9 protein-coding genes are annotated in these 12,207 nt (G+C 64.5%); 6 read left to right on the top strand and 3 right to left on the bottom strand.

Annotated elements, in window-relative coordinates; translation table 11 throughout:
• Positions 1–2: 2 nt before the first annotated feature.
• The gene (locus DZK26_RS07495) at positions 3–509 is read right to left on the bottom strand and encodes a DUF2244 domain-containing protein (RefSeq protein WP_116898753.1); all 507 of its coding nucleotides are present in this window, start codon (positions 507–509) and stop codon (positions 3–5) included.
• Positions 510–677: 168 nt separating this feature from the next.
• Between DZK26_RS07495 and putA the strand changes: the two genes are divergently transcribed.
• The 6 genes from putA to DZK26_RS07465 all read left to right on the top strand — a co-directional run bounded on the left by putA (position 678) and on the right by DZK26_RS07465 (position 9,251).
• The gene (putA, locus tag DZK26_RS07490; protein ID WP_116898754.1) at positions 678–3,833 is read left to right on the top strand and encodes a bifunctional proline dehydrogenase/L-glutamate gamma-semialdehyde dehydrogenase PutA; all 3,156 of its coding nucleotides are present in this window, start codon (positions 678–680) and stop codon (positions 3,831–3,833) included.
• Between the two features lie 251 nt (positions 3,834–4,084).
• Complete coding sequence (locus DZK26_RS07485; protein ID WP_116898755.1) at positions 4,085–5,629, top strand: ExeA family protein; 1,545 nt, start codon at positions 4,085–4,087, stop codon at positions 5,627–5,629.
• 2 nt (positions 5,630–5,631) lie between these two features.
• Positions 5,632–6,546 carry a general secretion pathway protein GspB gene (locus DZK26_RS07480; RefSeq protein WP_116898756.1) on the top strand — a complete coding sequence of 305 codons (915 nt, stop codon included), beginning with the start codon at positions 5,632–5,634 and terminating at the stop codon, positions 6,544–6,546.
• The gene (locus DZK26_RS07475) at positions 6,543–7,241 is read left to right on the top strand and encodes a rhomboid family intramembrane serine protease (RefSeq protein ID WP_116898757.1); all 699 of its coding nucleotides are present in this window, start codon (positions 6,543–6,545) and stop codon (positions 7,239–7,241) included. The genes DZK26_RS07480 and DZK26_RS07475 overlap by 4 nt, the downstream gene beginning before the upstream one ends.
• A 14-nt stretch (positions 7,242–7,255) precedes the next feature.
• The gene (locus tag DZK26_RS07470) at positions 7,256–7,579 is read left to right on the top strand and encodes a DUF1820 family protein (protein ID WP_116898758.1); all 324 of its coding nucleotides are present in this window, start codon (positions 7,256–7,258) and stop codon (positions 7,577–7,579) included.
• 97 nt (positions 7,580–7,676) lie between these two features.
• Positions 7,677–9,251, top strand: coding sequence for an AbgT family transporter (locus DZK26_RS07465; RefSeq protein WP_116898759.1), 1,575 nt, complete (start codon positions 7,677–7,679; stop codon positions 9,249–9,251).
• A 147-nt stretch (positions 9,252–9,398) separates the two neighbouring features.
• Here DZK26_RS07465 and DZK26_RS07460 read toward each other — a convergent pair whose 3' ends face one another.
• Both DZK26_RS07460 and gpmI read right to left on the bottom strand, forming a co-directional pair.
• Entirely contained in the window at positions 9,399–10,556 is a 1,158-nt protein-coding gene (locus DZK26_RS07460; protein WP_116898760.1) for a murein hydrolase activator EnvC, read from the bottom strand.
• Positions 10,557–10,561: 5 nt separating this feature from the next.
• Positions 10,562–12,091, bottom strand: a complete 1,530-nt coding sequence (gene gpmI / locus DZK26_RS07455) for a 2,3-bisphosphoglycerate-independent phosphoglycerate mutase (RefSeq protein WP_116898761.1) — start codon at positions 12,089–12,091, stop codon at positions 10,562–10,564.
• Between the last annotated feature and the right edge of the window lie 116 nt (positions 12,092–12,207).

Here is a 12,207-nt window from a genome sequence, read left to right as displayed (position 1 = left end):
ACTCACCTGTAATTGCTTGCAACACCCCGGGCATCGAATCGCCTGAGGCTCTCCTTGAGGGCGTCGGCCAGCGCCAGTTTCTCGGCGGTTGGCAGGAAGTCGCCGATGATCTGGCGTCGTCCCTGACAGGTCACCACGACCCGGCGTTCACCCATCCGCTGCTCCTCGACTTCAACTCGTACCCAGGCGGAAGGCCACTCGGAGTGTGTCTTTCTCCCGGCGTCGAAATGATCGATTCTGAGCGTGTCGCGGTCGATTTCCATCCGCTCCCGTGCCCAGTTGCCGCGCCAGGCCAGCCGCATGCACCAGCCGACGATGAGCAGGTGCACGATGGCGGCCAGCATGATCGGCCATAAACCCAGCAGGAGCGGGCCGAGCGCTACCAGCAGCGTGACCGCGCTCAAACCCAGAAACACGGCGGCCAGCCGATCCAGCGACATGGACAGGTTGGAACGCGCCTCGATCACGCTGGTCCGGCGCGAATTCTGACAGTCCCGGGTGTCGATCACGGGCTGATAACCGTGTTTCTTGATTTACGACATATATTCTAGCCCATGCGGCATCGATGTGGCAGGGGGAATTGCATTTGCCGGTTTGTGAAGGCGGCTGGCACCAGCCGCCAGCCGCCTTCGGTTACACTTGGACATCGCCCGGAAAACCTGTATGCAGAGGCCCCGATGAGTCAAGCTTCCCACCCCTTTGTCACGACCGAACCGTTTGCCTTGGACGAGCGCCGCAAGGCACTCGATGATGCCTGGCAGAAAGACGAGGCCGAGCACGTTCGCTTCCTCCTGGAGGAGTTGTCGTTGAACAATGATCAACGGCAGAGCATCAGGGACAACGCGCTCGAGCTGGTCAAGCGCGTGCGCGAGCGTAGCCGTGACGCCGGCGTCATGGAAGCGTTCATGCACGAATACGATCTCTCCTCGGAGGAGGGCGTGATCCTGATGTGCCTGGCGGAAGCGCTGCTGCGAATCCCCGACAACGACACGGCCGAAAAGCTGATCTCCGACAAGCTCTCCGACGCCGACTGGGAGTCTCACCTGGGCAAGAGTTCCTCGGTGTTCGTCAACGCCGGGACCTGGGGCCTGATGCTCACGGGGCGCCTGGTCAGCGTCAAGAATTCCGAAAAGCGCAGTATCGGGACGGTGCTGTCGAAAATCGCCAACAAGTCCGGGGAGCCGGTGGTGCGAACCGCCATTCGCCAGGCCATGCGCATCATGGGCCACCAGTACGTGATGGGACGCACCATCAAGGAAGCGATGGAGCGATCCAAGAAGAAGGCCAACAAGCGCTTCCGCTACTCATTCGATATGCTCGGCGAGGCGGCGCTCACGGCGGCTGATGCCCGCCGCTACTACGATTCCTATGCCGCGGCCATCGATGCCATCGGCCAGGCCAAGGAAGGCGACAACATCTTTGCGCTTCCCAGTATCTCGGTGAAGCTGTCGGCGCTGCACCCGCGCTACGAGCACGCCAAGCACCACCGCCTGATGGATGAGCTGGTGCCGAGGCTGCTCAAGCTTGCACGCCAGGCACGCAAGGCCGGTATTGCACTGACTGTCGATGCCGAGGAAGCCGATCGCCTGGATGCCTCCTTCGACGTAATCGCCGCCGTGCTCGCCGATCCTGAACTCGAGGACTGGGACGGCTTCGGCCTGGCCCTGCAGGCCTACCAGAAGCGGGCCTGGACGGCCATTGACTGGCTTGCCGAGCAAGCGCGCGAGACCGGCCACCGCATTCCCGTCCGCCTGACCAAGGGCGCCTACTGGGACACCGAGATCAAACTGGCGCAGATCGAGGGCGTCGAGGACTACCCGGTGTTCACGCGCAAGGCCAATACGGATGTGTCCTTCATCGCCTGTGCCGACAAGCTCTTGTCGATGCCGGACTGCTTCTATCCGCAGTTCGCCACGCACAACGCCCATACCATCGCCACCATTGCGGAACTGGCCGGCCCCGATACCGAATACGAATACCAGCGCCTGCACGGCATGGGCCAGGACCTGTACGAAGAGGTGCTCGACAGCGACAGCTACAACGGGCAGTGCCGCGTCTATGCCCCGGTGGGCAATCACAAGGACCTGCTGCCGTATCTGGTTCGCCGGCTGCTGGAGAACGGCGCCAACACCTCTTTCGTCAATCGCATCGTCGACGAAAAGTTGCCGGTCGAGAAGGTGGTCGAGGATCCCATCGCCGAGGTGCAATCGCACTCGAGCATGTCGCATCCGCGCATTCCGCTGCCGGGTGACCTGTATGGCCGCGAACGACGCAACAGCCGCGGTATCAACATGGCCCGGGATTCCGAACTGGCCGCGCTCAAGCAGGGCATGGAAAAGGCCGAAGAAAATACGTGGTCAGCCGAGCCCACCGGAAAAGCCGCCCGGGGCGGGGAAGAAAGTACCCTGAGGTCTCCGGTCGATACCGATCTGTCGGTCGGCAAGGTGACCTGGACGGCACCGGATTCCGTCGAGAAGGCGGTGGCCGCGGCGGTTGCCGCGCAGCAGGCCTGGGACGGACGCGGTGCGGCCGAGCGGGCCGATATTCTCAACCGTATCGGCGATCTCTACGAGGAACACTGCGCCGAGCTGATGGCCATCTGCGCGCGCGAGGGCGGCAAATCCCTCTTCGACGGCATTGCAGAGGTTCGCGAAGCGGTCGACTTCTGCCGCTACTACGCCATGCAAGCCAGAAACGAACTGGCCGAGCCGGTCGAACTTCCCGGGCCGACGGGTGAATCCAACACGCTGCGCATGCACGGCAAGGGCGTGTTCGTGTGCATCAGTCCCTGGAACTTCCCGCTGGCGATCTTCACCGGCCAGATCGTGGCCGCGCTGGTGGCGGGCAATGCCGTGGTCGCCAAGCCGGCCGAACAGACACCCCTGGTCGCCGCGCGAGCCGTGGCCCTGATGCACGAAGCCGGTGTACCGGACGACGTCATTCAGTGCCTGCCCGGCGACGGCAAGGTGGGCGCGGCCCTGACCGGCGATCCGCGCATCGCCGGGGTGGCATTCACCGGCTCGACGGAAACGGCGCGCATCATCAATCGCACGCTGGCCGAACGCGAGGGCCCGATCGCCACCCTGATCGCCGAGACCGGCGGCCAGAATGCCATGGTCGTGGATTCCTCCGCGCTGCCTGAGCAGGTCGTGGCCGACGTCATCCATTCCGCGTTCCTCAGCGCCGGCCAGCGCTGCTCCGCCCTGCGGGTTCTCTACGTCCAGTCCGACGTGGCCGACCGGATGCTCGAGATGCTCTCCGGCGCCATGCAGGAAATCGCCGTCGGCGATCCCGGCCTGCTCGAGACGGATATCGGCCCGATCATCGATGAAGCGCAACTCGAGATGCTCAATGAGCACGCCGAGCGCATGGACCGCGAAGCCAAGCTGATCGCGAAGACACCGCTGCGCGACGATCTGCCGCCGGGTCACTGGTTTGCGCCGCGCGCGTACGAAATCGACGGCATCGACCGGCTCGAGCGGGAAATCTTCGGACCCGTACTGCACGTGGTGCGCTACAAGGCCAGCGAGCTCGACGAGGTCATCGACAAGATCAACGGCACCGGCTACGGCCTGACCCTGGGCGTACACAGCCGCATTGACCGGGTTTACCGCTACATCGCCCATCGCGCCCATGTCGGCAATGCCTACGTCAACCGCAACATGACCGGCGCGGTCGTCGGCGTCCAGCCTTTCGGCGGCGAAGGCCTGTCCGGCACCGGCCCGAAGGCCGGCGGACCCCACTACCTGTACCGCTTCGTCACCGAACGCACGCTGACCAACAACACCGCGGCCATTGGCGGCAACGCATCGCTGATGGCCTTGTCGGAATGACTGGAAAGAAGAAAATAGAGAATAGAAAATAGTGAATAGAGATAGACAGTAGTGAAGTTGAATTTCGATGATTCCCAAGTGGCTGCACTTCCGAACCGCTATCCGAGGACGGTTGGTCTGCCAGCGCAAGGTTTTGTCTATTTTCTATTTTCTATTCACTATTTTCTAGCAGTCACTATTTGCTATTTTCTAAGACTAGCTAATAGCAACACTCTCAGAATCGAGCGCGTGATCCTCCGGATGCCCCACTGATGTACGAACATTATTACGGCCTCTCCGAACGCCCGTTTTCGATCACGCCCAATCCGCGCTTTGTCTATCTGAGCCAGCGCCATCGGGATGCGCTCGCGCATCTGCTCTACGGGGTCGGGCAGGGCGGCAGCGGCGGGTTTGTACAGCTGACCGGCGAGGTCGGAACCGGCAAGACCACGCTTTGCCGGGTGGTGCTCGAGCAGGTGCCCGAGAATACGCGCATCGCCCTGATCCTCAATCCCATGCTGTCTCCGGCCGAGCTGTTGCGCGCCGTCTGCCACGAGCTGGAGATTTCCATCGAGGGTACCGACGGCAGCCTCCAGCAGCTTCAGGAGCGGCTCAACAGCTATCTTCTGGAGCGCCACGCCGAGGGCGAGCGCGTCGTCCTGATCATCGACGAAGCCCAGAACATGAGCCGCGAAGGGCTCGAACAGATTCGCCTGCTGACCAATCTCGAGACGGCGACCGACAAGCTGCTGCAGATCATCCTCATCGGTCAGCCGGAGCTGCGCGACGTGCTCGCCAGGCCGGAGTTGCGTCAGCTCGCCCAGCGCATCACGGCGCGCTACCATCTCGACCCGCTCAACGAGGAAGAAACCGAGGCCTATATCCGGCACCGCCTGCAGATCGCGGGTGCCGAGCGCTGCCCCTTCACCGCCGACGGCCTGCGCGCCGTTTACCTGGCTTCCGAAGGGGTGCCGCGCCTGGTCAACATCATTGCCGATCGCGCCCTGATGGCCGGCTACGCCCGGGAAGAGGACCGAATCGGTGCCGGCCTGGTGTGGGCGGCGGCCCGTGAAGTGGCCGGTGAGGAACAGGAGCAGGACGGCGGCTGGCTGCGGGGCGCCATCGCCGCGGTCGCCCTGCTGGCCGTGCTTGCCGGCGGCGGCGCGCTGTCCTGGCTGATGCTTCAACCGCAGGAAACGTCGCCGGAGGTCGGGAATCCGGCCTGGGAAGTGATGCTCGAAGATGCTGCCGCTGGTAGTGCCTGGACGGAAATGGCGGCGCTCTGGCCTGGCATCAAAGCGGAAGAAGTCGCCGAAGCCTGCTCGGGCGAGGACGTCGAGGGGCTGGCCTGTCTCCAGTTGCGCGGTAACTGGTCGTTCGTCGAGGATATCGACCTGCCGTTGATCCTTCGCCTGGTCGAGCCGCCCGCTACCCACGTGTTTCTGGCCGGAATCAATCGCAACGACGTCATTCTGCGTCACGGCGGCCAGGACTGGCGTGTGCCGCGTTCGCGGCTGGATAGACGCTGGCGAGGCGATGTGCTGGTGGCCTGGCCCGATACGGGGGTGGTGCTCAAGCAGGGCGATTCGGGTGCGTTGGTGCAGCGCATGAAGCGTCTGGCCGCACAGTCGGAGCCGGAGCCTTGGACCGGCGATGTCGACGCCAACTATGATGAGGCGTTCAGTGATTGGGTCGCGGCCTTCCAGCGACGTCATGGCCTCAACGAGGACGGCGTCATCGGCCCGGCGACCCGCCTGTTCCTGCGGGCGCCGCACGAGAGCGTACCGATGCTGCTGACCGATAACGACGGAGCCTGATCGTGTCTTTCATACTCGATGCCCTGCGCAAGTCCGATGCACGCCGTCAGCAATCCGGCGCGCCGGGGCTGAATTCACCCGAGCCACCGAGACCGCCTCGCCGCCGCCGTCGCTTGCTGCCCGGCCTGGCCATTGCACTGGTCCTGGTCGCGGTATCGGCCACGGCCGTCTACCTCTTCCGGCCGGGCTGGTGGTCGCCGGGTGCCGGGGAAGACCGCCAGGTCCGGGCACCCGCGAGCGAGCCGGCCTCGCCGCAAGACGCGCCCGGTACAGGCCAGTCTGAGCAACTGGCCCGGACGGGACAGGCGGACGAGGCGCCGGATGCGGGCACGACAGACGATGCCAGCGATGCCGCCGAGCCCGAGCAGTCGCAAGCACAAAGCGATCGGTCGCGGGAGCGTCGTCGCCGCCGGCGAGTCCCGCCGGATGAGCAGGAAGCGGTGGTGCAGGACGAGCCGCCGCAACGCGAGTCGGCGCCGGTATCCGCCGAGGAAGCCACGGAAGAACTCGAGCGACGGATGGCCGAAGCGGCCAGCAGGCGTCGCGAGGAATCCGCGCAGCGTGAAGACGAGCGCGAGGAAACCCGGCAGCCCGAGCGGGAAGCGTCATCGCCCGCCGGGGAGCAAGCGCCTGAACCCGGGGGGCAGGAACCCGAAGCCGGGAGCGAAGCGCTCAACGACGAGGTGGCCGAGTACGTTCGGGCCTGGGAGTTGCCCCTGTCCGTGCGTCGCAGCCTGCCGGACCTGACCCTGACGATCCACGTGTATTCGCCCGACGAAGCGGAGCGGTTCGTGCTCATCAACGGCGAGCGCCATGTCGCCGGTGACGAGATCGACGGCGCGCGGATCGTCGATATCCGGCGCGAGGGTGCAATCGTCGATTTCCGATCGCATCGTTTCCTGCTCGAGCCGCGATGATCCAGGCTCGAGGGTTTCGCCGGCGCCGCCTGGCCTGGCCCTGGGTGCTGACCGGCATCAGCCTGATCATGCTCGCCATGCGAATCATTATCGAATCGTCGCCGGGCGCGGACAACGGCGCATGGATGAGTGTCTGGGGCTTCGTGCCGGCCGATGTGATGGCTGCGCTCGAGCAACTGCCTGCCAGCTGGAGCAGTCCGGAACTGCTGGCCATCGTTACCGCGCTTTTCCTCCACGGCGACTGGCTTCACCTGGCCGGCAATCTGGCCTATCTGTGGGTATTCGGCATCACGGTCGAACGCGCCATCGGTCACTGGGGGCTGGCCGCAAGCTTCCTGCTGCTCGGTGCCCTGGCCAACCTTTTCCTGGCCTTGCAGATGAGCGACACCCACACCCCGGTCATCGGCGCCAGCGGCGGCGTGTCGGCCATTATCGGCATCTATCTCGGGCTATTCCCGGTCAGCCGAATGGGGTTGTGGCTGCCGCTGGGGCTGTACCTTCAGTTCGCGCGTGTACCCGCCGTCCTGGTCATCGGCTCGTGGTTTACACTGCAACTGATCTACACGGTTATCGGCACCCAGGACGGTGAAGTGGCCTGGTGGGCGCACGTCGCCGGCTTCCTCGCCGGCGTGATGGTGGCTGTCGCACTTCGCCCGTTTCCCGCCCTGGTTGATCTCACGCTTCAGGACGATTAGGACGCATTCGAGTTATGCCCAAGCTCTACAAGGTCAGCTTTCTCAACCAGGGGCAGGTTTACGAACTCTACTGCCGCAAGGTCGCCGGCAGTGATCTTTCCTACGGATTCGTCGAAATTTCGGAGCTGGTCTTTGAAACCGACGACAGCGTGGTCATCGACCCGACCGAGGAACGCCTGCGTGAGGAATTCGCGGACGTCGAGGTCCTGCATCTGCCAATGCATTCGGTCATCCGCGTCGAGGAGGTGAAAAAGCGCGGCACCGCGGCCATTCGCGACAGCAAGAGCGGCGAAAAGGTGACCCCGCTGCCTGTCCACGGGCCGCATCGCAAGCGCTAGCATCAGTGGCCGGGGCCGGGTAGTTGTGGTAGTGTTTTCCGCGCTTTCGGCTTAGAAAAATTCAAACAAAACGACGAATCGACGGGGACCTCTTGTTATGAATAGCAACCAGCAACAACCCGCCGGACAGTCCGGCGCAGAGCGCGGCTGGCTCAACCGTTCGCTGAACTTCATCGAGGTCGTCGGGAACAAGCTGCCCGATCCGGCCATGCTCTTCCTGCTGCTGATGGTGGTGGTCTGGATCCTGTCCTGGTTGCTGTCGGGGATCCAGTTCGGCGCCCAGCACCCTTCGAGCGGCGAGGCGATCACCATCAACAACCTACTCACCGGTGAGCAACTGGTGAGTTTTCTGACGACCATGGTCGATACCTTCACCGGCTTCGCGCCGCTGGGCGTGGTGCTGGTCGCCATGCTCGGCGTGGGCGTGGCCGAATCCAGCGGCTATATCAACGCGCTGCTCAAGAAGCTGCTCGCGGTCACGCCCAAGATGCTGCTCACGCCGATGCTGATCCTGATCGCCATCGTCAGCCACACGGCCGTCGATGCCGGCTATGTCGTCGTGATTCCGCTCGGGGGCATCATCTTCTACGCGGCCGGGCGCCATCCCCTGGCCGGTATCGCGGCGGCCTTTGCCGGCGTCTCCGGCGGCTTCTCGGCCAACTTCGTGCCGTCCGCGCTCGACCCGCTGCTGATGGGCTTCACCCAGCCTGCTGCACAGATCGCCGATGCCAGCATCAACCTGCATCCGCTGATCAACTGGTATTTCACCTCGGCTTCCTGCCTGGTCATCGTATTGCTCGGCTGGTGGCTGACCGACCGGGTCATCGAGCCGCGTCTGGCCGATACGCCGCTCGACGGCGACGACGACGACATGCCCGAGATGCACCCCATCGAGGAGAAGGAAACCCGCGCGATGTGGGCGGCGACCACCGTCATGGGCATCGGCTTTGTGCTGCTGATCCTGTCACTGATCCCGGATGCTTCGCCCTTCCGCGATCCGGATTCGGGCATGCTCACGGATTTCTCGGCGCCGATCATGCAGTCCATCGTGCCGCTGATCTTTTTGTTCTTCGTGGTGCCGGGCGTGATCTACGGCTTCATGACCGGCACGTTCAAGAAGAGCAAGGACGTGGTCGACGCCATGTCCAACACCATGGGCTCGATGGCCTACTACATCGTCATGGCCTTCTTCTGCGCGCTGTTCGTGGCCGAGTTCGGTCGCTCCGGCCTGGGCGTTCTGCTGGCCGTCGAGGGCGGCAACTTCCTGCGTGAACTGGCCCTGCCGGGCGGGGCGACCCTGTTCGGCATCATCCTGCTGGTGGGCTTCGTCAACCTGTTCGTCGGCTCGGCTTCGGCCAAATGGGCGCTGCTGGCGCCGATCTTCGTGCCCATGCTGATGCAGGTCGGATTCTCGCCGGAGCTGACCCAGGCCGCCTACCGCGTGGGTGATTCATCGACCAATATCGTCACGCCGCTGATGCCTTACTTCCCGCTGGTCGTCGTCTATTGCCAGCGCTACGTCAAGGGCACCGGCATCGGTACGCTGGTGTCGATGATGCTGCCTTACTCGGTGGTCTTCCTGCTGGTCTGGTCGATCTTTTTGATCGGCTACTGGATGCTCGGCATCCCCCTTGGCCCAGGCACGAGCTACGTTTATCCGCCCGCCGGCTAATTGATCTAGGAGCCGCTGAAAACGTAGCGAGCGGGTGGCTGACGGTGGCCGCCGGAGCGCAGGAACCGCAGTGTATGTGCAAATACATGAGGATTTCGAGCACCGCCGGACGCCGTCAGGCACACGCGCAGTAGTTTTCAGCGGCTCCTAGCGATTGATCCAGCCGGCCGGGTCCACCGGCCGGCCGGCCTTCCGTAGCTCGAAGTAAACCGCCGGCTCGTCGACGCCTCCCGATCGCCCGGCCAGGGCGATCACGTCCCCGGGGGCCACCCAGTCGCCGACGTCGAGCATCAGGGCCTCGTTGTGGGCATACAGGCTCATGAACTCGTCGCCGTGGTCGATGATCATGAGCAGGCCGTAGCCCCTGAGCCACTCGGCGTAGGCGACGCGGCCGTGGGCGATGCTTTTTACCTCATCGCCGGTTTCGGCCTCGATCAGCCAGCCGGACCATTGAAGTTCCTCGCTGCGCTGGTCGCCGAAGGCCTCGAGCACCCGGCCGGCTACAGGCATGTCGAGTTCGCCCCGCAGTTCCGGGAAGGGTGGAATGTCCACTTCCGGGGGCACGTCGGCGAGTACGTCGGATAACCGTTCGAGCAGGCGGGAGAGCTCGGCCGCGTCGCGTTCGAGATCGGCAAGCTGATCGCGGTGGCGCGCCAGGCGCTGGTCGATTGCACCCAGCGCTTCCTCACGTTCCTCCATGGCCGATTCAAGGCGCCGGGTGCTCTGCTTTCGCTCGGACAGCAGCTGCGCAAGCCGATCGGCCTCGGCTGACAGGTCGCTGCGGATCTGTTCGAGTTCCGTAACCGACTCCCGCAATTCCTCGATTGCCGCCAGTCGGTTCCTCGACAGGTAGCCGTGATAGGCCAGTCGTCTCGACAGTCGTCGGGGATCGTCCTGGTTGAGCAGCATCTTCAGCCGCGACTGGCTACCCTGGCGGTAGGCGGTGACCAGCTGCATGGCCAGCTCGGAAGCGCGTTCCCCGACACGCCCCTCCAGCTTCGCCTGGCGCGACTCGAGTTCGGAAATCTCCGAGCGCACCTCTGCCAGCGCCTGGTCGGTTTCCGCCTGTGTGCGCCTGGCCCGGCCCACGTCGCGCTCGGTCTCGGCCAGTTGCTGCAGCAGGCGGTCGCGGTCGCCCAGGTTTTCGTCGATCCGCGACTCGATGGCTTCGATCTCGCTGCGAACCTGCTCCAGTTCGGCTTCGACGGCCTCGGGATCCCGCTGGCCTTGCACGAGATCGACTGGTAAAGCGATCAGGACCGCCGCCGCCAGCGGCGCAAGGCGTCGTGAGCGAGCGGCGCCCACGCGCCTCAAGTCGAGCGGATCAGGGTACGACCGGTCATCACTTCGGGACGCTGCAGCTCGAGCAGCGCCAGCATCGTCGGGGCGATATCGCGCAGGCTGCCGCCGTCGGCGAGCTGAACCGAACGCGGGCCGAAGTACACCAGCGGCACCGGGTTGGTGGTATGCGACGTGTGGGGCTGGCCCGTTTCGGGATCGCTCATCTGTTCGACATTGCCGTGATCGGCCGTGATCAGGGCTTCGCCGCCGACATCCTCGAGTACCGGCAGCACTTCGCCCAGTACGCGATCGACGGCTTCCACCGCAGCCACGGCCGCCTCGAACTTGCCGCTGTGGCCGACCATGTCCGGGTTGGCGACATTGCAGACGATGACATCGTAGTCGCCGCTGTTGATCGCCTCGACGAGTTCCTCGGTCAGCCTGGGCGCGCTCATTTCCGGCTGCAGGTCGTAAGTGGCGACGCCGGGGGATGGAATCAACTTGCGGTCTTCACCTTCGAAGACCTGCTCCTCGCCGCCGTTGAAGAAGTAGGTGACGTGTGCGTATTTCTCGGTTTCGGCGATGCGCAGCTGGCGCAGGCCGGCGGCGGCCAGTTCGGCGCCGAACAGGTGATCGAAGCGTTGCGGCTCGAAGGCGACGTCGACGGGCAGGCCGTCGAGATAGTGCGTCATGGTCACCATCGCCGACAGGGTGGGGCGCCGGCATTCGAAACCGTCGAAGCCCGGCTCCACGAAGGCGCGGGTCAGTTGCCGGGCGCGGTCGGCGCGGAAATTGATGAACAGGACAGCATCACCGTCTTCCACCCGCCGTCCGCCGTCGATCACCGTGGGCTTGACGAATTCGTCGTCCTCGTCGCGGGCGTAGGCGGCCTCCAGCGCCTCGGTTGCCGTGCCGGCCCGGTACTCGGCGGTTGCCTCGACGATCGCATTCCAGGCCCGTTCGGTACGATCCCAGCGCTGATCGCGGTCCATGGCGTAGTAGCGCCCGCTAATACTGGCGATGTGCGCGCGTGCATCGTTGGCCACGGCCGCCTCCAGGCGTGCGATCGAGTCGGCGGCACTGCGCGGGGCGACATCCCGCCCGTCGAGAAAGGCATGGACGGCAACATGCTCTGCGCCGTGGGCCAGGGCCATTTCCAGGGTGGCCAGCAGGTGATCCTCGTGGCTGTGCACGCCGCCGGGCGAGAGCAGGCCCATGATGTGAACGCACCCGCCGGCCTGCTTTGCTTTTTCCACGCCCCCGAGCAGGGCGGGATTGCGCATGAAACTGCCGTCCTCGACGGCCTTGTGGATGCGCGTGAGCTCCTGGTAGACGATCCGACCGGCGCCGAGATTCATGTGGCCGACTTCCGAGTTGCCCATCTGCCCGTCGGGCAGGCCGACCGACTCACCCGATGTTTCCAGCAGCGTCCGCGGCCGACCGGCCCACAGGTCGTCCCAGTTGGGTGTCCGGCCGGTCGTGATGGCGTTGTCGTCGGCGGCCTCCCGATGTCCCCAGCCATCGAGAATGAGCAGCAGCAGCGGTCGTGGTCTTGACATCGTTCCTTGGCCCTGGCGTTATTCAGTTCGAAATGATTATCCCACAGCCGGCGCGCACAGTGCTGGCAAGAAAGCGCCAGATCAAGGATAATGGGCGGCTTTGACCCGAGCCGATT

It is taken from the genome of Wenzhouxiangella sp. 15190, from assembly GCF_003417465.1.
In the GTDB taxonomy this organism is placed as follows: domain Bacteria; phylum Pseudomonadota; class Gammaproteobacteria; order Xanthomonadales; family Wenzhouxiangellaceae; genus Wenzhouxiangella.
Note: the sequence above shows the minus strand (reverse complement) of the source record. Positions and strands in the feature narration are given on the sequence as shown.

Bases quoted from the DNA above. Each gene is read 5' to 3' on its own strand.
- putA (WP_116898754.1), top strand. From the start codon at position 678: ATGAGTCAAGCTTCCCACCCCTTTGTCACGACCGAACCGTTTGCCTTG.
- DZK26_RS07475 (WP_116898757.1), top strand. From the start codon at position 6,543: ATGATCCAGGCTCGAGGGTTTCGCCGGCGCCGCCTGGCCTGGCCCTGG.
- DZK26_RS07470 (WP_116898758.1), top strand. From the start codon at position 7,256: ATGCCCAAGCTCTACAAGGTCAGCTTTCTCAACCAGGGGCAGGTTTAC.
- gpmI (WP_116898761.1), bottom strand. From the start codon at position 12,091: ATGTCAAGACCACGACCGCTGCTGCTGCTCATTCTCGATGGCTGGGGA.
- DZK26_RS07465 (WP_116898759.1), top strand. From the start codon at position 7,677: ATGAATAGCAACCAGCAACAACCCGCCGGACAGTCCGGCGCAGAGCGC.
- DZK26_RS07485 (WP_116898755.1), top strand. From the start codon at position 4,085: ATGTACGAACATTATTACGGCCTCTCCGAACGCCCGTTTTCGATCACG.